Annotated in this window: 20 protein-coding genes and 2 tRNA genes; 8 read left to right on the forward strand and 14 right to left on the reverse strand. The window is 51.8% G+C overall.

What is annotated here, in order from left to right; translation table 11 throughout:
• Nucleotides 1-61 precede the first annotated feature (61 nt).
• The 8 genes from ACFVSO_RS08105 to ACFVSO_RS08140 form a co-directional block, all read right to left on the reverse strand.
• A complete protein-coding gene (locus tag ACFVSO_RS08105) occupies nt 62-754 on the reverse strand; it encodes a lytic transglycosylase domain-containing protein (RefSeq protein WP_387472007.1) in 693 nt (230 codons plus the stop codon).
• Between the two features lie 159 nt (nt 755-913).
• Complete coding sequence (locus tag ACFVSO_RS08110) at nt 914-2,509, reverse strand: DUF2339 domain-containing protein (protein WP_387472009.1); 1,596 nt, start codon at nt 2,507-2,509, stop codon at nt 914-916.
• Nucleotides 2,506-3,204 (reverse strand): YwaF family protein, encoded by a 699-nt coding sequence (locus ACFVSO_RS08115; protein WP_387472011.1) that lies wholly within the window; start codon nt 3,202-3,204, stop codon nt 2,506-2,508. Before ACFVSO_RS08115 ends, ACFVSO_RS08110 begins: the two co-directional genes overlap by 4 nt.
• A gap of 98 nt (nt 3,205-3,302) precedes the next feature.
• On the reverse strand, nt 3,303-3,986 hold the full coding sequence (locus ACFVSO_RS08120) for a response regulator (RefSeq protein WP_387472013.1): 684 nt from the start codon (nt 3,984-3,986) through the stop codon (nt 3,303-3,305).
• Nucleotides 3,983-5,374, reverse strand: coding sequence for an ATP-binding protein (locus ACFVSO_RS08125; protein WP_387472015.1), 1,392 nt, complete (start codon nt 5,372-5,374; stop codon nt 3,983-3,985). The genes ACFVSO_RS08120 and ACFVSO_RS08125 overlap by 4 nt, the downstream gene beginning before the upstream one ends.
• A gap of 25 nt (nt 5,375-5,399) precedes the next feature.
• Nucleotides 5,400-6,131: a DUF6081 family protein gene (locus tag ACFVSO_RS08130; protein ID WP_387472017.1), complete on the reverse strand. Its 732-nt coding sequence runs from the start codon at nt 6,129-6,131 to the stop codon at nt 5,400-5,402.
• A 37-nt stretch (nt 6,132-6,168) separates the two neighbouring features.
• Entirely contained in the window at nt 6,169-7,083 is a 915-nt protein-coding gene (locus ACFVSO_RS08135; RefSeq protein ID WP_387472019.1) for a prenyltransferase, read from the reverse strand.
• A gap of 52 nt (nt 7,084-7,135) precedes the next feature.
• The gene (locus tag ACFVSO_RS08140; RefSeq protein WP_387472021.1) at nt 7,136-7,876 is read right to left on the reverse strand and encodes a DUF1836 domain-containing protein; all 741 of its coding nucleotides are present in this window, start codon (nt 7,874-7,876) and stop codon (nt 7,136-7,138) included.
• A 237-nt stretch (nt 7,877-8,113) separates the two neighbouring features.
• Between ACFVSO_RS08140 and ACFVSO_RS08145 the strand changes: the two genes are divergently transcribed.
• Nucleotides 8,114-9,433: a hemolysin family protein gene (locus tag ACFVSO_RS08145; RefSeq protein ID WP_387472024.1), complete on the forward strand. Its 1,320-nt coding sequence runs from the start codon at nt 8,114-8,116 to the stop codon at nt 9,431-9,433.
• 82 nt (nt 9,434-9,515) lie between these two features.
• Here ACFVSO_RS08145 and ACFVSO_RS08150 read toward each other — a convergent pair whose 3' ends face one another.
• Both ACFVSO_RS08150 and ACFVSO_RS08155 read right to left on the reverse strand, forming a co-directional pair.
• A complete protein-coding gene (locus tag ACFVSO_RS08150) occupies nt 9,516-10,205 on the reverse strand; it encodes an aspartate/glutamate racemase family protein (protein ID WP_387472026.1) in 690 nt (229 codons plus the stop codon).
• 105 nt (nt 10,206-10,310) lie between these two features.
• Entirely contained in the window at nt 10,311-10,811 is a 501-nt protein-coding gene (locus ACFVSO_RS08155) for a pyridoxamine 5'-phosphate oxidase family protein (RefSeq protein ID WP_387472028.1), read from the reverse strand.
• A 111-nt stretch (nt 10,812-10,922) separates the two neighbouring features.
• Between ACFVSO_RS08155 and pdxR the strand changes: the two genes are divergently transcribed.
• From pdxR to ACFVSO_RS08170, 3 genes are all read left to right on the forward strand, one after another.
• Entirely contained in the window at nt 10,923-12,350 is a 1,428-nt protein-coding gene (pdxR, locus tag ACFVSO_RS08160) for a MocR-like pyridoxine biosynthesis transcription factor PdxR (RefSeq protein WP_387472030.1), read from the forward strand.
• A 79-nt stretch (nt 12,351-12,429) separates the two neighbouring features.
• A tRNA-Thr gene (locus tag ACFVSO_RS08165) sits at nt 12,430-12,505 on the forward strand.
• An 8-nt stretch (nt 12,506-12,513) separates the two neighbouring features.
• Nucleotides 12,514-12,590: transfer RNA gene (locus tag ACFVSO_RS08170), tRNA-Pro, on the forward strand.
• A 160-nt stretch (nt 12,591-12,750) separates the two neighbouring features.
• Here ACFVSO_RS08170 and ACFVSO_RS08175 read toward each other — a convergent pair.
• Nucleotides 12,751-12,873 carry a hypothetical protein gene (locus tag ACFVSO_RS08175; protein ID WP_387472032.1) on the reverse strand — a complete coding sequence of 41 codons (123 nt, stop codon included), beginning with the start codon at nt 12,871-12,873 and terminating at the stop codon, nt 12,751-12,753.
• A gap of 153 nt (nt 12,874-13,026) precedes the next feature.
• Here ACFVSO_RS08175 and ACFVSO_RS08180 point away from each other — a divergent pair, with 153 nt between their 5' ends.
• Complete coding sequence (locus tag ACFVSO_RS08180) at nt 13,027-13,236, forward strand: DUF2536 family protein (RefSeq protein WP_387472035.1); 210 nt, start codon at nt 13,027-13,029, stop codon at nt 13,234-13,236.
• A 75-nt stretch (nt 13,237-13,311) separates the two neighbouring features.
• On the opposite strand, the gene ACFVSO_RS08185 is transcribed toward ACFVSO_RS08180, so the two are convergent.
• Both ACFVSO_RS08185 and ACFVSO_RS08190 read right to left on the reverse strand, forming a co-directional pair.
• A complete protein-coding gene (locus tag ACFVSO_RS08185; protein ID WP_387472038.1) occupies nt 13,312-15,609 on the reverse strand; it encodes a fibronectin type III domain-containing protein in 2,298 nt (765 codons plus the stop codon).
• A gap of 15 nt (nt 15,610-15,624) precedes the next feature.
• Nucleotides 15,625-18,162 carry a fibronectin type III domain-containing protein gene (locus ACFVSO_RS08190; protein ID WP_387472040.1) on the reverse strand — a complete coding sequence of 846 codons (2,538 nt, stop codon included), beginning with the start codon at nt 18,160-18,162 and terminating at the stop codon, nt 15,625-15,627.
• A 558-nt stretch (nt 18,163-18,720) separates the two neighbouring features.
• Here ACFVSO_RS08190 and ACFVSO_RS08195 point away from each other — a divergent pair.
• Both ACFVSO_RS08195 and ACFVSO_RS08200 read left to right on the forward strand, forming a co-directional pair.
• Entirely contained in the window at nt 18,721-19,305 is a 585-nt protein-coding gene (locus tag ACFVSO_RS08195) for a SurA N-terminal domain-containing protein (protein ID WP_387472042.1), read from the forward strand.
• Nucleotides 19,306-19,341: 36 nt separating this feature from the next.
• Nucleotides 19,342-20,310 carry a hypothetical protein gene (locus tag ACFVSO_RS08200; RefSeq protein WP_387472044.1) on the forward strand — a complete coding sequence of 323 codons (969 nt, stop codon included), beginning with the start codon at nt 19,342-19,344 and terminating at the stop codon, nt 20,308-20,310.
• A gap of 135 nt (nt 20,311-20,445) precedes the next feature.
• Here ACFVSO_RS08200 and map read toward each other — a convergent pair whose 3' ends face one another.
• Complete coding sequence (map, locus tag ACFVSO_RS08205; RefSeq protein ID WP_387472046.1) at nt 20,446-21,192, reverse strand: type I methionyl aminopeptidase; 747 nt, start codon at nt 21,190-21,192, stop codon at nt 20,446-20,448.
• A gap of 165 nt (nt 21,193-21,357) precedes the next feature.
• Here map and ACFVSO_RS08210 point away from each other — a divergent pair, with 165 nt between their 5' ends.
• A complete protein-coding gene (locus tag ACFVSO_RS08210; RefSeq protein ID WP_387472047.1) occupies nt 21,358-21,645 on the forward strand; it encodes a DUF3977 family protein in 288 nt (95 codons plus the stop codon).
• The last annotated feature ends 85 nt before the right edge of the window (nt 21,646-21,730 follow it).

Consider the following 21,730-nt stretch of genomic DNA (forward strand, 5'->3'; position numbering starts at 1 on the left):
AAAAGAAGAGATCGCGATTCCGTCGCAAATCTTGCGAACCATGAATCGTGATCTCGATACGTTAAAGCTTAGCCTGCTGCACTTTGCCGATATAACGCTGTGTCTCTCCAGGCAGCTCGTTCCACTTCGCCAGCAGCTCCTCTTGCGAAGAAATGCCCAGACGGTCGATTCTGCCAGGTCCAGCGTTGTATGCCGCAAGCGCTACCGCTTCGTCTCCTCCGTACTTCCGCAGCAGCATCGCCAGATATCTCGTGCCGCCTTCGATGTTCTGTACAGGATCGAAGGAGTCAGTCACGCCAAGTCCTCTCGCCGTGCCGTCCATCAGCTGCATGAGCCCCTTGGCCCCTGCATGGGACTGGGCAATCGGGTTGAAGCCCGATTCCGTAGCGATCACGGCTTGAATCAGAGAAGGATCTACGCCATACTTGGCCGATGCATGTTGGATCAGCCCTGCGAACGGCGACGACGAGTCGAAGCTGTCTGATGACTCCGTCAGCGCAGACACCTGACTTACCGGGGCGAACGAATAAGTAGACAGCTGCTCCCATAGTGTGTCCGACCAGACCGGCGTCTTGCCGGATTCAGCAGATTCGCCTTGCGTGCCGGCAAGCCGGGACGTTAAGATCGTATCGAATGGCGAGACCAGCTCATCGGATGAGCTGCTCGCCGATTTTTTGGAATTAGCTCCAAAGTCTAACTTCGGCGCTAATTGCGCCTGCAACAGCGCCTTCATGGAGCGCGGGTCGATACTCATGAATGATGCCCCCTAACTTAGTCAGAAAAATCGCACATGAGTTTTATATCGGTATTCATTGTACATGTTTTTAGCCCCCGCGGCTAGTCTTTCCCAATTAGTGTACGTCAAGAAGCCTTCCGCCCCGCTGCTTGCGGTACGAAAGGCCTCCATCTGCAATTATAAGCTGCCGTTATTCCCCTCTGCGGCAGCCTGCTCCGACGGTTGCTCCGGCGCTTGCCACTTGTTGTTAATCCAAGTCATCACGAAGGACAAGCCACCAAGAACGAGCAGAACGAGCACTTTGAACAGAGCGTCCTTTCCGCTCAGATCCATAAAGATTGCTTTGATCGCCACGATGACAAGCACGACCGTACCGAACCACCTGAATGTTCTTTCCTTATAATACGCGCCCCACAGCATGAGCATAAGCGCGTATACAGCCCATACGACCGACAAGGTCAAATTCATGTAGACGGCAGGCGCGTCAGCAAAATATTCCGTAAAAATATTTTGGATTTGTCTTGCCATCAATCCGCCGACAATCAGGTGGGAGGCAAGAGCGAAGATTCGGGATAATACGCGGTTGGTTGTATCCGAGAATCCTTCAAAGGCAAGCTTTCTTGCATAGAAGAAACCAAGCGCAGCCAACAGCATCCAAGCAATCGCTCCCCAGTTCAGGAATGGAATGTAGACGCCAAACCATTCCCCGCGCGGAGTCCACCAGGTGACGGCATACCAGAAGACGCCGACATAAAGCCAGATCACGATGCCCAGAATGGTCGGAATAATCCACCGTTTCACATAACCTAATGCGGTCAGCATGCAGGCGTATGAAGTCCACATCAGCACATTGAACAGGACGCCTTCGCCGAAGCTGTTGATCGACATAAGCAGAAGCAGTACGCCGCCTAGGCCGAACGTAACGGAAGATGCCGACATCTTCCCATTTAGCTTATAGATCGTCACACCTGCAATAAGGTACACAAGTGCAATGAACGCCAGCACGAAGCCGTAATCCAGATCACCATGCCAGATGATCAGCGCCCAGATGCCGAAGATAATACCGTTCGCCGCGCTCAAATACAGATCCAATCCGTCAAAGCTCAGCTTGTTCTTCCACGACGATGCCATAAAGGCAAGCGTATAGAACAGGAACGCAGCCAGCGCGTACCGGATCGGCATGCTCCATAAGCCATCCATGGACGGCAAGAAGTGAACAAAGTAGACCGTATACATGATCCAGGTTCCCGCGAAGCTGACGATACGCAGCTCCATCCAGCTTTTGACGATGCTAAGATAGAAGAACGCCGCATTCAGCACGAACAAGTATAGGAACAGCGTAAATACTTGATCCGTCTCCGGCCGCATCAGCAGCGGCGCAAGCAAGGCGCCAACAATGGCAACATTCATGAGCATGCGGGAATCATACCGGTAGGCGTAGACGGAAATGCCGATCGTCACAGCCGTCATGCCCAGCAGGACGAGCGTCGGCTCCCACAAGTTATAGTAGATGCCTGCGAAGGAAAAGGTAGCATACAGGAGACAAGCGCCGATGCCCAGTACTATTTCCCCCGTAATGGCAAGCTTCGGGCGCTGAGCCAGCTTGCCTCCCGCTACGCCAAGACCCGCCCCCGCCAGCAAGCCGAAGCCGATCTTCATGGCATCCGATATCCAGCCGCGATCTACCGAATATTGAAATAGCGTGACAAATGCAGCGATGATGAAAATAGCGCCAAGGAGTGAGGTCCAATGTTTTTTTAACATATCCATCATGTTGATTTCCTCCCATTCATCCAATAAGCAAACTGTGATACACCATATAAAATCAGGCATAGCAGAACAGCAACCAATTCCAGCTGGAGCAAATACCACGGCCATGGAGCTAGCAGATCAAGCATGGAGGCCGTAGCAGGCTTATGGGCCAAAAACATAAAGTTCGTCGTCCCGGTCGCCATGTTGACGATGGCAGCGGGAACAGCCAGCACATGAAGCCACAGCCAGGCTCCGAAGACGGATCGCAGTGTCGGCTTATATCGCTCTACCGTCATGAGATACACCGCCGAGGCGATGATGCCGATATGCGCGATAAAGAAATGAAAATATCTGAAATGCGGAAATGCTTCATCCAGATTAGGGGTCACGAGCGCCTGCAGAGCACCAAGCGTACCGAGGAAGTAAATGATGCTGTACAGCTGCCTAATCCGAAAGGCCAGCGCAGCCGCAGCCAGCAGCAGCGTCAAGCTGCACAGCTGGAATGGCAGCGATCCAGCTCCCCAGCTCCCCTCCAAGACATAGGAGGTTTGAAGCGCAATCTCGCATGCAACCAGCAAGCCCGCCATGCCGAGGCGGAAGATCCGGTTGCTTCGCTCTCCTCTAAGCCGCTTGCGTCCGAAGGCAATTGCCGCGAATACGATAAGCGCAATGGCTATTGCAACCATATGCTGGACCGAAAACATCTCGAACATCATCCGCCACCCCGATCATTGTTTTTCCAAACTTTAGTACCTGGCCTCAAATACAGCTTACAATATTTTCATAAAAAAAGTAGTACCAATTGTATATGGTACTACTTTCGTTCATTCTTATGATCCAGGAGCCCCATATCCTTCACCTTGGCGGCTGCTTCCTTCGAGCCTTCCACCCCAAGCTTCTTTAGAATATGGTTGACATGGTTTTTGACCGTACGCAGCGTAATGAACAGCTTATCCGCGATTTGGGGCTGGGAGTACCCTTCTTGGATAAGCCCCAGCAGCTGCAGCTCAGAAGGTGTAATGAGATCGCTCATCTTCTTGGCTTCGAACTCCCGCTCCAGCGCCTTCAGCCGCTTGAATTCCTCACGCAGCTGCTCCGCCGCCTCCGGGCTGATCGGCGATTGCTTGCGATACGCTTGGCGGATCGCATCCGGCAGCTTCTCGAAGCTGCTTTTGATCTGATAATCGATCGCCCCTGCATGGAAGGACTGCAGAATCAGCTCCTTCTCCTCCATGGAGGTCAGCATAATAATGCGCGCCCCTGTCGCGAGAGAGGCTTCCTCTGCCAGCAAGATGCCTTCGGGACGACCATCCAGCATAATATCCATCAGGATGACATCCGGCGATCCCTCATCACCCAGCAGCGCCTCTCTCAGCTCGCTGCCGCTGGACGCTGTCCAAATAAGCTGGAAGCCGGGTTCACCCGCCAAATAATCGGCAAGCCCCCTGCGCCAGTCCGGATCGTCCTCCACGATTCCGATACGAATCGCTTCACTCATCGCATTCGCTCCTCTGTCCGTATTGGATGATACTCCGCCTGCAGCGCTTGCTTAGGAAAGGACAGGTAGAAGGACGTGCCTTCACCTTTTTTGCTTCGCACTTGAAGCGTGCCCTTATGCTTCCTCATGACATGCAGCGCATACGGCAGGCCAAGCCCAAAGTTATGCCCCGTTCTTTTCGTGGTATAAAAAGGATCAAACACATTCATCCGCAGCGTGCGATCCATGCCGGGGCCGGTATCCGCCAGCTCCAGAATGAGCTCGCGCTTCGTCTCCGTCAGTATAACGGTCAGCTTGCCTTGTCCGTTCATCGCCTCGATCGCATTCATCGCAATATTCGTCACCGCTTCGGCAGTCTGAGCGCGGTCGATGCTGCAGATCCAGCCTCTCGCCATCGAGACCTGCAGCTGAATAGCACCAAGCGAGGGCTCCAGCGCGCGAAGCGCTTCTTCCACCACTACCGCCAAATCCACCCGCTCGGGGCGAAGCGTCAAATCCTCTGTTCTCCGGTGAACGCGGGCCACCATCTCCTCCATATGGCGGGAAGCCGATAGCACCGCCTCCACATCCGCCAGCAGCTCCTCTTGCGAGGTCTGAATCGCATAGCGCTTCATCTTCTCGCCGAACAGCCGCAGCTTGCCGGCATCGTTCTTGATCGCATGATTGAGCATCGCGGTGCCGGAAGTCACGGCTCGAAGGGTAGAATCGTATCTTTTGCGGTCAATGAGAATGCGAATGCCCATAAATCCGTATGTAAATAATCCGAGCACAAATACGAGCGTGCCGAGTCCGACAATCCACGTATTATATACCCACATCCGCAGCATGCCGAGACTTGGCAGAATGTAGTTCATCGCCATGGCGAACAATACCGGCGGCAATACGGCGAAGCAGACCAGCCAGTGCGTCCGGGCCATCGCCGCAGGCGGAACCCGCTTGCTTAAGACCAGATAAGCACCCGCAATGATGTATGGCACCGCCCACCATACGACAATCGTAAAGGTGATGGGATGCAGCGTATTATACGCCGGTGTGAACAGTGTGCAAAGCACAATCGGGATGAGCAGCAGCCAAGGCAGCGATAACGCATAGGCGCGTTTTAGCCGGATGCCTCGATAAGCTATAGCGAACAACAGGAAGAAGTACGGCACAAAGTAGTAGGAGAACACAGATGAGAACGCTTGCAGCCGGTACAAGAGAAGTTGAACGCTTGGCTTTGCGCCTTGCTCGATCGCATAAGGCAGCCAGCTCAGATCCAGCAGCGCCGCAAGCGCACCGGCGCCCCCGCTGAATGCGAGCGCGCCAAGCCGCCTGTTCACGGCAGAACCCGGATCGGATAACCACACGATGCTGGCTACGGTCCATAAAGCAATGAACACAAATAACATGCTTCGGCTCCTTCAGTAATAACTCTTATTCCTTTACTTCTATTGTAATAGGTGACCATTCCGCAATGACGGTCTGCCCATGCGCGGATACACTGCCCTCCGGCGTCAGGTCCTTCTCGGTCATAATGCCGAGCGCTACCGTAAATTCATTGAATTTCACCGGCGTGTTCCGCTCTCTGCGTATTTCTGTCCCATTGACATAGAAGATAACCTCGTCATTCGGACGATTGTACGTAATTTTATAGGTATTGAACTCGCGCGGCTCGAATCCTTCTTTCTCTTCCTTAAATACACAGAAGTATTTGGTGCGGTCGCTATCCGGCACTTGCACGCCCGGGAATGGCAGCACCGCATACACGCTGGCGTACTGATCGTTGCTGACGAAGAAGTCCAGCGCGCCTCCCGTAGTGAAGTCCAGCAGATTAAGCGATACATATCCATCATACAGATCGCCTGGAGCGGTATTGGCCGTTCTGGCGCGAATCTTCAGTTCGAAGCTGATTTCGCCTGATTCCGGCACTTTCACCGGCTCATTGGAATAATACATATGCTTCGCATTGTCCAGAATCTGTACCTTGTCGTTACCCCGGCTGATGGTTGCGCGCACATACAGGATGCCGTTACGTACAATAACGACCGCCTCCGGCTCCCGATATTGCCAGAGCGTTCCGTCAGGCAGTTGGAATCCGCCGATCTTCCAGGTGGCCCCTTCATCCAGTATCGTATGGAAATCTCCCAGCGTCCATGTCGTGCTCATTGATAGCCCTTCTTTCTAAGTTGTTGGTTGGAATAAATTATTGCAGCGCTCCTTGGACAATCAACGCCACGATCAGAATCGCGCCGCAGCTCATTGTTGCTTTCAAGGAAGCGCCCATTAGCGGCAGATAGGCGACGGATTGATTATGCGAACCCAATCGTCCATATACCAAATATATCGGAATCGCCGTAAGCAGGGCAAGCAAGGCATATACAGGCAAAGCGACTGCAGCCACGCACAGGATCAGCGCCGCATAAGCCAGGAACATCAAAATTCGGGAGAAACGAAGCGCCCGCTGCTCGCCCCATACGACCACAAGCGTTTTCTTGCCGGCCTGCCGGTCCGCTTCCCAGTGCAGGAAGTGGTGGTTGAACAGGATCAGCGTCGTCAGCAGACCGATCGGCAGCGACAGCAACAGCGCCCGATAGTCCAACTGGGAGACCTGAACATAATACGCTCCTGCGACTGGCAGTACGCCGAAGGAAAGCAGAATCGCAACCTCGCTGTATCCCTTCCCTCTGTAGCCGAATCGAATCGGCGGCGCGACATAGAAATACGCGATAAACGCACCCACCAGGCCGAACACCAGCACAGGCCAGCCGCTGATCAGACTCAGCGCAACGCCCGACAGTGCCGCAATGGCGAACATCAGCCAGGTTACCGCCTTGAATTTGCCGAGGCTCCATGTTCCGTTCGTCAGAAAACCGGAATTCGTCGATATAGCGCCTTCCGTTCCTTTGGCCGCTATATCCGTCCCGCTCTTGAAATCCCACAGATCATTGACCATATTGGAGAACAGATGGGCAGCGCCAGCACCAATCAAGGTCAGGATGAACAGCCAGGGCTGGAATTCACCTTTCCAGACATAAGCGCCAAGCGCACCGAGCGCCACCGGAATAAGCATAACGGGAATAACCCTGAACCGTGAGGCTTTTAGAAATGACTTCAGCATAGTTGTACGACCTCTCTTCTAGTTTTGGAAAAACAGGACTGATCTATAAGGGCTACCTCATATAGAGCGCAGCTTGGCAATAACGTCTGGCCATAGCCTGCAGGCGGGCAGCCTGTATCGAAATCACCGCGACGAACAGCACCGTATGAAGCGCTGCCCTCTGATCGACAGATAAGGAAGACACCGCTTCGGCGAGCTTGGCCGCTTCCTCCCAGACAACCTGCTCCAGCTGCTCTTCATTCATCGAATCCCACAGCTTGCGTCTGTCCAAGGCTTGGTACAAGCTCGTATAACGCTCAAAAAGCGAAAGTGGCGTAAGCCCGTCCAGCCCCGGCTTTCCGGCAGCAATACAATCGCTGAACAGCATGGCGAACAGCCGCCTGATCGACTCAAAATCCAGATTGGCCTTCAGATCATCAATCATGAGCAGAAGTGCCGTTTGATCAAGCGAATATTTTTTGCCCGCTTGCGGGGGGTGAAAATAAATCTTGAAATCTCTTTTCACCCAGTTTTGCATGGACGTGACCGATAGGGTAGAAAATTCCAGCAGATGGCCGAGTTCGGCTATCTCGTGCAGGGAAAAGCCCCGTCTCTCCTTGCATCTCATCAGCTTCTCCGCAATAGGCGGAAGCGGGCTTCCGGGAAGCATGCCGCGCATTTCATTTCCCCCGACTCCCTGTCCATTCCTCGTCCATGCATGGCGCAATATATCGGAAGGCTTCTTGCCGCCGTGCTCTTCAAGCGATCGCAGCACGTCCGCGAGCTCCTGGCGAGTTAGCCAATAACGGTCCATCCGCCCACCTCCTGCCGTGCTTCAAGTTCATATGAACTCATCTTACGGCTGCGAATTGTCGTTGTAAAGACTCGAAAAACGATGAGAACGATGATTCCTCCATATCTAAATGAGCCTAACGACATTTAAACGCCTCAAAACGTTCCTTTTGGCAGTTGTCATAACCTGTAATCTTTCGCTATAGTAAAGCATAAGTAAATAAAAAACTATAAATATAAAGGGTAGTGAGAATCGAAAATGGGTAGTGGTATAGAACTTAATTTAATCTTGATTGCTCTTCTTATCTTTTTGACTGCTTTTTTCGTCGCGACGGAGTTTGCCATTGTCAAGCTGCGCCCTAGCCGGATTGAACAGTTGGTGCTGGAGGGCCGGAAGAACGCGGTTGCCGTTCAGAAGGTTACAAGCAATCTGGATGCCTACTTGTCGGCATGCCAACTTGGTATTACGATTACCGCTCTCGGACTCGGATTTCTGGGAGAGCCGACTGTAGAGAAAATACTTTTACCCGTATTTCATGGCATGGAAATGAACGAGACGCTTAGCCACGCTTTGTCCATTGGTATCGCGTTTATCTTCATTACCTTTATCCATGTCGTCGTTGGCGAATTGGCTCCGAAATCCTGGGCAATTCAAAAAGCGGAGTTTCTTACGTTTTTGACGGCAAAACCGATTATTTTTTTCCATACCTTGATGTACCCGTTCATCTGGCTGCTTAACGGCTCCGCCAATGCGCTTGTGCGCTTGTTCGGCCTGAAGCCGATGAAGGAGCATGAAGATGCTCACTCCGAGGAAGAGATTCAATTAATTTTGAACGAGAGCTTCCAAAGCGGCAAAATCAACAATACAGAGTACGGCTATGTAAGTCGTATCTTCGCTTTCGACGAATTGCTTGCCAAAGAAATTATGGTGCCGCGTACAGATATGATCTGTCTGCATACCAACTATTCGCTTATGGAAAACCTGGACATTATCCGCAAGGAACAATATACACGCTTTCCGGTCGCACTGGAGAGCAAGGACAATATCGTTGGCATGATCAATACGAAGCAATTGTTTCTGGAGTACGATGCCAACAAAGCGTTTGATCTGAAAAAGCTCATTCATCCCGTACTTAGTGTATCCGAAGTAACGCCGGTCAAGATGCTCCTTAAGCGCATGCAGCAGGAACGCGTTCACATCGCTATCCTGGTTGACGAATATGGCGGAACTTCCGGTCTAATTACGATTGAAGATATATTGGAAGAAATCGTTGGCGAGATTCGCGATGAGTTTGATGCTGACGAGCGCAAGGAAATCGAACAGCTAGCCGACAATTGCTATCTTCTGGACGGCAAGGTACTGCTCGATGAACTGGCTCAGCTTACCGGCATGAGCTTCGAGGAAGAAGACGTCGATACGGTCGGCGGCTGGCTATACAGCAAGCTGGTAGATCCGAAGCCGGGCAAAGAGCATTATATCGGAAATTTGAAATTCATCATCCGTGAAACGAGCAAAAACCGTATCCGCAAGATCGAACTGCAGATTGAAGAGCCTGAAGTGGAAGTCGAAACGGCCTAATTGGATATCTTAAATATATTGTAATAAAAAAGACGCACCGGCTAACATCAGCTGGCGCGTCTTTTATTTTGTTATACCGCATTTATTCCAATGCTCGGTTCACCGATTCAACCGCATGTATGAGCGCAGTATCGAATAGTGGCGCATCTGAATCCTCTTGCTTGATCAATAAGCCGATTTCCGTACAACCGAGGACAATCCCTTCTGCTCCGCGAGCAACCAAATTTCGAATCACTTGCCTATAATAGTCTCTGGATGATGGTTGAATGTTCCCTACACATAACTCTTCAAAGATTACTTTATTGACGATTTCTCGTTCTGCTTGATCTGGAACCAATACCGTGATGCCGTGTGACACTAGACGCGACTTATAAAAGTCTTGCTCCATTGTATAGCTTGTTCCCAACAACCCTACCGTTCGAATGTTTGTTTTTTGGACTTGAGTTGCCGTAGCGTCGGCGATATGCAAGATGGGAATGGTTATTTTATCCTCCAAATATTCAATGACCTTGTGCATCGTATTCGTGCATATGACGATAAAGTCTGCTCCCGCCGTTTCCAGGGAATGGGCGACTTCCCCTAAATACAGGCCAGCCTTGTCCCACCGGCCATCTGCTTGATAACGTTCAATTTCCGCGAAATCAACACTGTACAGCAGACATTTTGCGGAATGCAGGCCTCCGAGCCGATGTTTAACCTCTTCATTGATTATTTCATAATAGGCAGCCGTTGACTCCCAGCTCATGCCACCTATAAGTCCAATCGTTTTCACCCGCTCCACTCCTTCCTATTAGCAAACCAACATTTCATTTTTACGAACTGCATTTGCTCAAATTATAAAAGGTTTGGTTGGATGCATCAAATACCATGCCTCTTGCTAAGCATTCTCCTTCGCTGTGCGCTCGCGTACGACAAGCTTGAAGACGAACGTACGGCTTCCCATAGAGGAGCGATAGCGTTCCACATGCGAGGCAGCAAGAGGCGACTCATAGTAGCCCGGCACATACTTGTCGAGCAGCGCCTGCATCGCTTCTGTCGCCTCGGTCAGATCGGGAACGGGCTGCATCTCTCCGAAGGCCATGACGCTCATATACGCCGTATCCGTCTTCGCCGGAATCGGGTTTGGAATCGTCCCGAATGACTCGCTTAACGTCAGACACGCCTCCTTATTCCGATCCATCAGCTCCATCTTGCGTCCCTCTTCCGCACCGTGAAAGTAAAAGGCGCCTCGCTCCCTCAGCCATACGAAGTTAAGCGGCACCACATATGGAGCAAGTCCATCCGTCAGTCCCAGAAATCCGGTCTGTGCCTCCTGCAAAAATTGCTCAATCTTCTCGTCATCCTTGCATTCCCTTTTGCTAAGCCGAACGGTAAACATCTGCAACATCCCCTTCACATTCCAAACTTGATTATGATACAGTCACTTTAAAGGGAAACTGTCACTTTCAAAAGAGACAGTTTCTATAAAATTAAAGGGGACAGACAATCCATGTTATCCATTACTCCATTGCTGGAGAGAAGCAGGATCACACCGCTGTACAGCCAGCTATATAGCTATATTCGAAGCAGCATTGAAGGGGGCAGTCTGCCCGCGGGAGAAGCTCTGCCATCCATTCGCCAGCTCGCCCAGCATCTCGGCATTAGCAAAAATACAGTAGAGTCCGCTTATGGGCAGCTGGTGGCGGAAGGCTACCTGGAGAACCGGGAACGAGCGGGATATCTAATTCTTCCGCTGGAGCAATTCCCTTTTGCTGCTGTCCAAGCATCCAAAAACGATGTGCAGCAGACGAGCCACAGCCAGCAGCCCCGTGCTGCCATTCAATACGACTTTCATTATGGCGACATTGCATTCGACCGCTTCCCCCACAGCCTATGGAAATCATGTGTGACCGAAGCGCTGTCAGCCGACCATGTCCAGGTGCTTGGCTACGGTAATCGCATGGGACATGCCGGCTTGCGCAAGGAGATCGCGGATTATGTCTACCAGTCCAGAGGCGTCATATGCGAGGCTGATCAGATTATTATTAGCGCAGGCACGCAACATTTGATGAGCGTGCTGGTCCAGTTGCTTCAACTAAACAGGAAACCGATTGCGATGGAAGAGCCCGGTTATTACGGGGTAAAATCCGTACTGCGCAATTTGGGCTGTACCTTAATCCCCATTGAGGTGGAGAGCGACGGGATTCAGCTCTCGCGGCTAAGCGAGACGGAGAACGCCAAGCTCGTCTATGTAACGCCGTCCCATCAATTCCCGCTCGGCATGGTAATGCCGATTCAGAAGCGCTATCGCCTTCTCCAATGGGCGACGGAGAACGCCAGCTACATCCTGGAGGATGATTATGACAGCGAATATCGTTACAGCAGCGCCCCGATTCCGGCGTTAAAAGCGCTGGACAGCCAAGACCGCGTTATCTATATGGGGACTTTTTCCAAGTCGTTTTTGCCGTCTGCCAGACTAAGCTACGCGATATTGCCATATAGACTGCTGGAGACATGCAGCGAGAAGCTGAATTCGATCAGTCCTTCGGTATCCCCGCTCATTCAGGAGGCCATTTGGCTCTTTATGAAACAAGGCCACTTCGCTCGTCATTTGAGGCGGATGAGGCGCGTATATCAAGCGCGCCATAAAGCCCTGACGGATGCCATTCGAGAGGTCTTCGGGGACAAGTGCGGCATCATCGGCGACAGCTCGGGCATGCATCTCCTGCTGGATGTGAAGGGGCGGCAAGCGTCAGAGCTGATCCCGCTGGCGGAGCGATTCGGCTGCAGGGTCTACCCCCCCGATAAGCATTGGAACAATCCCTCGGACTGCCCGGCATCATACATCATGTTGGGATTCGGCGGACTGGATGAGCGCCAGCTGCAGGACGGCGTCCGAAGGCTTAGTCAGGCTTGGTTACCCCCATTAATTATTTGAAAATTTAAACTTCAAAAAAGGTATTGCATATCCCAACCTTTCTATGTAATAATACATCTTGTGTTCGAGAATAATACGTGCCGCTGTAGCTCAACTGGTAGAGCAACTGACTTGTAATCAGTAGGTTGGGGGTTCAAGTCCTCTCGGCGGCACCATCTCTTCTCGGGACGTAGCTCAGCTTGGTAGAGCACCTGGTTTGGGACCAGGGGGTCGCATGTTCAAATCGTGTCGTCCCGACCATCATGAACTTATTGCCATACATATGACAAACGCCTTCGCAGCTTATAAGCAGCGAGGGCGTTTTTTTCGAATTTTCGGATAGACTAATAAAAACGACGGCCCAGCTATATAGTAGCTGATACCGCCGCTTATCAGGCGAGGTCTCCCTGCGCACACCTATTTATTCGTCCGCTTCGTCCCACTTTCTGGAGTACGCTTTTTTCGTCACCCAGAGCGTGACCCAGGAAACAAGGACGATAATAATTGCCGAGAATATCCATACCGATGCCGGAACATTGCCCATCGCAGTACCTCCTCTCTTGTCCCCCTTATTGTACATGAAATCAAGAGGAACATTCATCAATTAAGTTAACAAATTTGGAACAATTTTTATCTCGCATTAGGTATAATAGAAAGGCTATGAACATAGGCAGCCGCTTTTTAGGAGGATACACCCATGGAATTCAGAATTGATCTGATCGATACAAAGGTAGAATGCTATGAAGCGTACAATATGAAATCGCTGGAAGCCCAGCTTGAGAAGGCCATCGAGATCAATAAGGCGCTCATGCTCGATGTGCATGCGGTCTCGCATCAGACGACCTTCGATCCGCGCAGCGAGAAGATGCTGTATAGCGCGATGATTCATTTTCGCATCAAGAAATAAGCTCCTCGCGCAAAAAAAAGAACTGTCTTTCGGACCTTTGGAAGTCCGTAGACAGTTCTTTTCCTATTCAGTCGATTATTGCAGTCTCCACAGGGCTGGAACGTTGGATGGCTCCCAGCCTGTCAGTGAAGTGTGAGGCTGCAAGCAGAGATAGGTTTTGCCGGCATAAGTGACGATATCGCCTGCCACGTAGCTCTTCTGGGCCACCCAAGTCGTCGGGCCGGTTGTGCCCTCCGAAGTTGAAGCCTGCAGGGCATTGCTCGCGGACGACAAATTGCCCGCCGCATCCTTGGCTTTGACAGTGAAGGTATACGACGTATTAGGCGACAAGCCGCTGATCGTAGCAGTCGTGCCCGTTACGTTCACGCTGGAAGTGCCGTAATAGACGGTGTAGCCGGTCACGCCGACATTATCAGTGGAAGCATTCCAGCTGAGGCTAATGGAGCTGGAGGTTGCGCCTGTGCTTGCCAGTCCGCTTGGTGCGGATGGCGCAATTGTATCGCCGCCTGTGCCTGGACCGTCGCCGCATGGTCCAATCACCTTCCATGCTCCCCATGCGCCGCTTAGGTCTGGCCGGTCGCCACGCGTCCACCACTTCGCTTCGTAGATCGTTCCGCCATAAGAAGCTCTTTGGGCACCGTTATAGGCAGTGCTCGCATTCCACTCCTGGACCGTACAAACGCTCGCCGGATCGGTCGTAACCGTAACCGGTGCGCTCGCAGCGGAAATATTAAGCGCTGCATCATAGGCCTTGACCGTAAAGGTATAAGCTGTGCCAGGCGTAAGCCCGCTAATGGTCGCGCTCGTCGATGGCACATTAACGGTAATGGAGCCATATTTCACTTCATAACCGATGACACCAACGTTATCCGTGGATGCATTCCAAGACAGCGATACGCTGGTAGACGTCTTCCCTGTCGATTGGACATTGCCCGGTACGGTCGGCGGAGCAACATCCAGAATCGGCGCATCCGTTGTGACGGTTAGCGGCGCGCTGGCCGCAGACAGATTGCCAGCAGCATCCCTGGCTTTGGCCGTAAAGGTATAGGCCGTATTCGAAAACAATTCGTTAATAGTGGCTGAGGTGCCCGTTACGGTCGTCTGTTTGTTGCCGTAATAGATGATGTAGCCGGTGACTCCCCGGTCATCCGTGGACGGGCTCCAGGACAAGCTGACCGAATTTTGCGTTTTGCCTGTGGAGATCAGGTTGGCTGGCGCAGTCGGCGGTGTAACGTCATTTCCTCCCCCGCCTCCGAGTTGATCCAGATAAGCCCTGTGATTGGTGGAGAACTGGAAGTTGTTATATTTATCCCAGTTGATCGACCACGTCATTAGCCCTCTCATGCCGGGATGAGACCCGCCCCGAAGCTGGTAGGCCCCGCCGTAGGACTGGCCTTTCATCAAATAATTAAGCGCCTTCTGTACCTCTGCTACTGAGGTAAAACCTCCGCCCGCATTCTGATTCGCAGGCAAGCCGATGACGACTTGATCCGGACGCAGCGGCGGGAAGAAGTAGTTGGCATTGCGCGCAATCGGAAAGCCGGTCAGTACCATATCCGCCATCGCGACATGGAAGTCGGCGTTGCCCATCGCATAATACTGATTATCCAGCGCGGTGATGGAGCCGGAATTGTAATGCTGCACCTGCAGCCAATCAAGAATATCCCGCAGTGCATGGATGACTGGCAAGTAAGCGCCTGCACGGTTATCGCATGAGATACAGCTTCCTCCGTAGAACGTATAGCCTACCTGTACGAAAAAGGTTTCCGGAGCCATCGTCAGCATAAAGGCGTCGCCGTAGAAATCATGAAGCTCTCTTACAGCCGAGATCAGATTCGTAATGACAGGCGTCGTCGGATTGCGGAAGTCGCTGTCCCCGCTATTCAGATAGAGCGAATGTCCTTCGAAATCAATGTCCAGTCCGTTAAACCCGTATTTCGTAATGATTGCTTTCATCGAGGAGACGAAGGCGTTTCTCGCTGCCGTGGAAGCCAGCTGCACCTGTCCGTTCGCTCCCCCGATGGAAATAATGACTTTCTTCCCTTGGCTCTGCAAATATTGAATGTCGGAGATGAACTCCGCATCGGTCGCATTATACGGTGCAAATCCGATTGTGCCGCCTTGCGGGCCGTTCGTCGGCTCCGCAAAGGACACGTTGATCACATCAAAGTCGGGTGAAATATCGCGAAGCCTAATATTGCCGGAGCCGTTATCGAAGTTATGCCAGTACCCGACGATTATTTTCTTATCGGCCGGGATGGAGGCGCTGGCTTTCTCAGCGCCCCAAGGCATACCCGTTAATATGAGCGACACCATTAGCGCCAGCAGAAGCGCGCGAACAACTGGGCTGTTCATCCGAATCGGAGTTGTCATAGCCGCTCCCCTCCCCTACACCAAAGTCCACAACGCGGGAACGTTGGTCGGTTCCCAGCCCGGAAGCGATGTATGCGGCTGGCGGCAGCTGTACGTACGGCCTCCGTATGTCACCTGATCGCCGATCTTATAGCTTACGTTCGGTGTCCATGCCGCCGGTCCTGATGAAACATCGGTTGTCGCTTGTACGGAAGCGTTCGCCGATTGATTGCCCGCCGCATCATAGGCTTTCACATTAAATGTGTACGTCGTGCCAGATGCAAGACCGCTAATGACGGCTGTTGTACCCGTCACGTTGACGCTAGTGGATCCATAGCTGACGGTATAGCCGGCGACGCCGACATTATCGCTGGACGCGCTCCACGAAAGCGATACGCTGGAACCTGTTACAGCCGATACTTGCAAATTGGATGGCGTCGTAGGCGCCACTGTATCATCCTGTGATGGCGTCGTACGGGTCAGTGCATTGCTTGCTGGCGACAGATTGCCCGCCGCATCTCTTGCCTTGACTGTGAAGGTATAGGCTGAATTCGGCAGCAGGCCGGAAATCGTCGCGCTTGTGCCTGTCACATTCACGCTTGATGTACCATAGTAGACCGTATAACCGGTCACGCCTACATTGTCCGTCGATGCTCCCCAGGACAAGCTGATGCTGGTCGCCGTTGAGGCTGTCGAGATCAAGTTGGTGGGTGCAGTAGGCGCTGTTGTGTCAGCTCCGCCGCCGCATGAACCAATCAGCTTCCATACGCCCCATGCCCCGCTCAGGTCTGGACGGTCGCCTCTCGTCCACCATTTCGCTTCATATTCGCTTCCACCGTAGGAGACACGTTGGCCTCCCGAATAAGCTGTGTCTGCGCTCCAGGCTTGAACGGAGCAGACATTCGCTGCATCCGTCGTTACGGATAGCGCCGCGCTCGCTGAAGACACATTACCCGCTGCATCATAAGCCTTGACCGTAAAGGAATAGGCCGTGCTCGGCGTAAGACCGCTAATCGTTGTGCTGGTTGCGCTTGTATTCACATTCGTCGTGCCATAGCTGACGGTATAACCGGTCACGCCTACATTGTCCGTCGATGCGTTCCAGGACAAGCTGACGCTCGTGGACGTCTTCGCTGTCACCTGCAGGTTCGCAGGCTGGGACGGCGGCGTCACATCCACGACCGGCGCATCCGTCGTTGCGGTCACTGGCGCGCTGGCTGCAGACTGATTGCCCGCCGCGTCTCTGGCCTTGACGGTAAAGGTGTACGCCGTGTTCGGCGTCAACCCGCTAATCGTTGCGCTTGTACCAGTTACGGTCGTCTGATTGGAACCATAAGCAACGATATAACCGGTCACACCGCGATCATCGGTGGAAGCGTTCCAGGACAAGCTGACGCTGGTCGAGGTTTTGCCCGTAACTTGCAGATTGGCAGGTTGCGTTGGCGGCGATGTATCGCTTCCGCCTCCACTGCCATATTGATCGAGATAAGCCCGGTGGCTGCTGGAGAATTGGTAGTTAACATATTTGTCCCAGTTGATCGACCAGGTCATCAGACCCTTCAGCTCTGGATAGCCCGCCGGATTGCGCAGCACATAGGAGCCGCCGAACGACTGTCCTTTGATCAAATAATCAAGCGCCTTCTGCACATTCGCCGGGGTGGTGTAACCTCCACCCGCAGCTTGAGGAGAAGCCGGCAGTCCAATCAGAATCTGATCGGGACGGAGCGGCGGGAAGATGTTGTTCGCATTGCCGGCAATCGGGAAGCCGATCAGCATCATCTCTGCCATCGCTACATGGAAGTCCGGCGTACCCTGCGCATAAGCTCTTCCATCAGGCCCAAGCATTGTGCCGGAATTGTAATGCTGCACATGCAAGTAATCAAGATCATCGCGCAGTGCGTGGATGACAGGCAGATATGCCCCCCAAGGACCGCCGTATGTGCTGGCCCCGCCTTGCACGTAAGCCGTTTCCGGCGCCATCGTCAGCAGGAAATTCGGTCCGTAGCTTGCAATAATTTCTTTGGAAGCCGCGATCAAATTCGTGATTTTCGGCGTAGTCGGATTTCTGAAGTCGGTATCGCCAGCGCCTAGTGCGAGCGAGCTTCCCTCCAGATCGATATCAAATCCGTCGAAGCCGTACAGATTAATAATATTTTTCATCGTTGTGACGAAGGTTTGCTTCGCCTGCGTTGTGTCCAGCTCGAGCGTGCCGTTTGCTCCGCCGATGGAGATAAGCACCTTTTGCCCGCGAGCCTGAAGGAAGTCAACATCCGCCTGGAACTCGCTAACTGTCGCATTGTATGGCGTAAATGCCATATTGCCTGTATGCGAGCCGCCCACCGGCTCGGTGAACGCAACCTGCACCACATCGTAGTCTGGCGATATATCCCGAAGCTTAATGTTAGTGGAACCATTATCAAAGTTATGCCAATAACCTACTATAATTTTGCCGCCCGGCGCGGCCGCTTTCACTGTCGAAGCCCCCCATTGAAACCCCGACCATACGACAAGCAACGCAAGCGTAATGAGACAAACCCGCTCAATCGGCGACATTGTTCGTGAATAACGATTCATAAATCCTAATCTCCCTTCGATTTTTGACTACAAGAATGAAAACTTAGATGTAAGCGATTACATTACGTGGACTGACGAAATAGTGCCCCCTTTCGATAAGACGGAACTAGAGTGATAGCCTTGCTTTTCTTGCAGTGGACTTGCGGCTTGCGACTCGCTGGAATGGCAGAAAGCATGAAAGAGAAGAAGATAATGACGCGGAAAACATGAAGAATATTGGAATGGATAGAGAAGATACCTATATTTTGCAGCGGAGCAGGCCTTGTTGGAAAGGAGATAATCCTATAGTGGTAGGGGAAATATCTATGGTTCATAGTAGTTTGAAGTTGATAGACAGCTAGACCTGCATGTTCTGATTCAAAAGCTCTAAATAAATGGAAAAATATGTCCAAGTATGAAGAATGTCGACAAGAACATTGTCGTTTCGTTGGATTGCCAACGCAAGCAATTTTGTGAACAAGCAATATTTTTTTGAGCATATCGGGCTAAAAATGTAACTTTTTTACTTTTCATTCGTTTATAATCTTAACTACTCCCAGCTTTAGGAGGCGATATATTTTGAAGAAAAGGGTAGTCCTTGCGGTACTCATTGTTATTGCGATCGGTATTTCTGTTTTTGCATTCGTCAATCCCTCCCTTCAATCCGAGCCGGTATTGGCAAAGGGAGCCGGAGTCGAGGTGACGGTGAAGCGATTTAAGGATGCGAAGCAAAACCTGGAACTGGCCCAAAGGATGTTGGCTGTCGAACCGGAGGCCCGAACCGACGAGGAGCTGCTGGATCAGATTCTGACTGACGAGCTTCTCTATTCATACGCAAAGAAAAAAGGGGTGTCCATCCCCGAAGAGGAATTGAGACAGTTTATTGATGAGCAAAAAGCTATGCTGGAGGACACGGATCAAGTGGAAATGGCAGCGTTGATGCAAGAACGTATCCGCCTGACAGGAATGGATGAAGAATCGTTCTGGCAAGACAAGGCAACGGTAGACGGCTACAGGTATTTCATTACCATTGGCAAACTCACGGAGCTGTTAGTGAAAGAAGACATCATTCAAGGGGGTAAATTCGCGGAATTCCAAAAGAAATTGCTACAAGATAATAAAAGTTCAATAAAGGTAAACTGGGATGCTCTGGAGAAGTCTTAGCCAAAAATCATACAAACGGATGGATGAGTGGATCTTATGAAAATGGTATGGGTTATGATGCTTTCCTTATTTTTATCAGGTTGTACGATTTGGGGCGGAGTTCAGGAAGCCGAACAGTCATCATCCCCTGCTGCTTCCGGTTCGGACGCAACTTCGACGACTATACCAACAACGGTCACCGCTGAACCCGCACCATTCCATATCGAGCAAGCGATCTATATTGGCAAGAGCGACCAAGGGGATGTGTATGAAGCGTTCGGCCATCTATATCTCGTCGGAGCCGATCAGCATACCGTTGAGATCGGCGATAGCGCTGTGACGAAGCGAGGAGCCAAGCTATCGATGGACGGCTCTGTTATTGTCTACCAATTCATGGATACGGCCAATATGAGCAGCCCGCTGGCTATAGCCCTTCATGCAATCGATACAGACAAGATCACTGTGCTGGATACGTACTCCCATTTGCCTGTGCTTGGCGATTACCTCTGGGCAGGCGATCAAGTTCTCGTCATGGACGCCAGGCAGTCGCATGCTCCGATGTTCGCCATGTACAGCGGCAGCACTGGAGAGCGGACAAGAACGGGTCAAGTGTTCCAGCGGCTTCAGGAGACAGATATCCGAAGCAGCTATCTGCTTCGATTTGACCCGCCTGAGGAGCTTGAATCGATCGTGAGTAAAGATTATCCGATTACGATCTCTGTGCTGACATCCGACGGCGCGCTGCATGATTTGTTCGAAGAATCGTTGTATGAGACGCAATTTCTGGATGTTCGCTTGTCGGACGATCGCTCCGCTATCGCCGTATGGACGCATCTCGTACCGGACAACTCCTCTCAGCTCATGCTGGCTGCTATGGACCCGGCAACTTGGAAAACTGGCCAATGGCAGACGTACAAGACCGCACCCAAGAAGGAAGGTTTCATCCGGTTTCATACCGACCGCCAAATCGTGTTGCTTAGCAACGAGCAGAGCTTCCGGCTGCCCTCTACAATTAACCCGTCTTAAGTGTTTTACTCATCTGCTGACGATGCAGCTAGTTCATCTCGCAACTATCGACGCATATGCGCCAACATGCGAAAGCTCCGTAAGGCTTCTGCCTCACGGAGCTTCTTTGGCTGTACGTCCCCATGGAAGGGCGGTTTATAGTTTGGTCAGGATAACCGGACCGTCCTCTGTTATCGCGATAGTATGCTCATATTGGGCCGACAGGGAGCCGTCGACCGTACGCGCCGTCCAACCATCCGAATCGATCTTCATACGATGCGAACCTGTCGTCAGTATCGGCTCGATCGTAAAGACGAAGCCTTCCTTGAGCCGGACCCCTTTGCCCGCAGGACCGTAGTGGAGCACTTGAGGCTCCTCATGCATCTTCTGGCCGATGCCATGGCCCGTGAAATCTCGCACGACAGCATAACCTTTTGATTCGGCATACTTCTGAATGACATTCGACACGTCGCCTAGACGGTTGCCGATGACGGCTTTTTCGATCCCGAGATACAGCGATTCCTCTGTTGTTCTCAGCAGAGCGTCCGCTTCCTCGGACACATTGCCCACACGGTAGGACCAGGCAGAATCGGCTAGCCAGCCGTTTAAATTGACGACCATATCGATCGTTACAATATCCCCATCCTTAAGCGGATTTTTGGCAGGGAAGCCGTGGCACATCACTTCATTAACTGACGCGCATGTTGCATATTGAAAGCCGTGATACCCCTTCTGCTCCGGTGTCGCACCGTTCTCGGCGAGGTAACGCTCTACGAATTGATCGATCTCCCAGGTTGTAACGCCAGGCTTGAGCATGGCTTCTATTTCCTTGTGGCATTGCGCCAGAAGCACGCCAGCCTCTCGCATTTTCGCAATTTCTTCTTTTGTTTTCAACACAATCATTTCATTCACCCTCAAATCTTATTGCTGCTTCTCCCCTATTATATCGCGTTTCCCCGCTTCGGTTCTACCCACAAGGAGTATGACCTGGCTATGACGAATATATGACGAATAAAGGAAGATATTCGCCTCGGTCACGTGCAAGAGAAAAAGAAATGAGGTTACAACTTGAAATATATCGAAGCAGGAATCGGCAATCGATGGTTCATTCGAACAGAGACTGAGCTCGATGATGGAACGGAGATTGAACAGCGGGGGATTGTGAAGCCAATCCTGTTTCACTCCGCATACTTGAGAATTTGGATCGGCAAAACGGTGTACATTTGGGATACCAAAGAAAGGTTCAAGAAAACGAAAAAGCCTCGTCGTGCCTTTAAGTTTATTTTAGGAGTCGCAAGCTATTCGTACGAAGTAGAGTTAAAGACAAGGCGTACAGAATTTAGGAGCAGAAGTTAGAGCCTTCAACCTACTTGTCTAAAAGAATAGAGCCTCCACCCGCCACAGCGTAGGTTGAAGCTCCCCGTACATTCGATATCGTTAA

This window comes from Paenibacillus sp. NPDC057967 (assembly GCF_042887015.1).
Classification (GTDB): Bacteria; Bacillota; Bacilli; order Paenibacillales; family Paenibacillaceae; genus Pristimantibacillus.

What these genes read in the sequence shown, in the direction of transcription:
- ACFVSO_RS08105 (WP_387472007.1), bottom strand. Translation starts at nt 754, where the DNA reads ATGAGTATCGACCCGCGCTCCATGAAGGCGCTGTTGCAGGCGCAATTA.
- ACFVSO_RS08110 (WP_387472009.1), bottom strand. Translation starts at nt 2,509, where the DNA reads ATGATGGATATGTTAAAAAAACATTGGACCTCACTCCTTGGCGCTATT.
- ACFVSO_RS08115 (WP_387472011.1), bottom strand. Translation starts at nt 3,204, where the DNA reads ATGATGTTCGAGATGTTTTCGGTCCAGCATATGGTTGCAATAGCCATT.
- ACFVSO_RS08120 (WP_387472013.1), bottom strand. Translation starts at nt 3,986, where the DNA reads ATGAGTGAAGCGATTCGTATCGGAATCGTGGAGGACGATCCGGACTGG.
- ACFVSO_RS08125 (WP_387472015.1), bottom strand. Translation starts at nt 5,374, where the DNA reads ATGTTATTTGTGTTCATTGCTTTATGGACCGTAGCCAGCATCGTGTGG.
- ACFVSO_RS08130 (WP_387472017.1), bottom strand. Translation starts at nt 6,131, where the DNA reads ATGAGCACGACATGGACGCTGGGAGATTTCCATACGATACTGGATGAA.
- ACFVSO_RS08135 (WP_387472019.1), bottom strand. Translation starts at nt 7,083, where the DNA reads ATGCTGAAGTCATTTCTAAAAGCCTCACGGTTCAGGGTTATTCCCGTT.
- ACFVSO_RS08140 (WP_387472021.1), bottom strand. Translation starts at nt 7,876, where the DNA reads ATGGACCGTTATTGGCTAACTCGCCAGGAGCTCGCGGACGTGCTGCGA.
- ACFVSO_RS08145 (WP_387472024.1), top strand. Translation starts at nt 8,114, where the DNA reads ATGGGTAGTGGTATAGAACTTAATTTAATCTTGATTGCTCTTCTTATC.
- ACFVSO_RS08155 (WP_387472028.1), bottom strand. Translation starts at nt 10,811, where the DNA reads ATGTTTACCGTTCGGCTTAGCAAAAGGGAATGCAAGGATGACGAGAAG.
- pdxR (WP_387472030.1), top strand. Translation starts at nt 10,923, where the DNA reads ATGTTATCCATTACTCCATTGCTGGAGAGAAGCAGGATCACACCGCTG.
- ACFVSO_RS08175 (WP_387472032.1), bottom strand. Translation starts at nt 12,873, where the DNA reads ATGGGCAATGTTCCGGCATCGGTATGGATATTCTCGGCAATTATTATC.
- ACFVSO_RS08180 (WP_387472035.1), top strand. Translation starts at nt 13,027, where the DNA reads ATGGAATTCAGAATTGATCTGATCGATACAAAGGTAGAATGCTATGAA.
- ACFVSO_RS08185 (WP_387472038.1), bottom strand. Translation starts at nt 15,609, where the DNA reads ATGACAACTCCGATTCGGATGAACAGCCCAGTTGTTCGCGCGCTTCTG.
- ACFVSO_RS08190 (WP_387472040.1), bottom strand. Translation starts at nt 18,162, where the DNA reads ATGAATCGTTATTCACGAACAATGTCGCCGATTGAGCGGGTTTGTCTC.
- ACFVSO_RS08200 (WP_387472044.1), top strand. Translation starts at nt 19,342, where the DNA reads ATGAAAATGGTATGGGTTATGATGCTTTCCTTATTTTTATCAGGTTGT.
- map (WP_387472046.1), bottom strand. Translation starts at nt 21,192, where the DNA reads ATGATTGTGTTGAAAACAAAAGAAGAAATTGCGAAAATGCGAGAGGCT.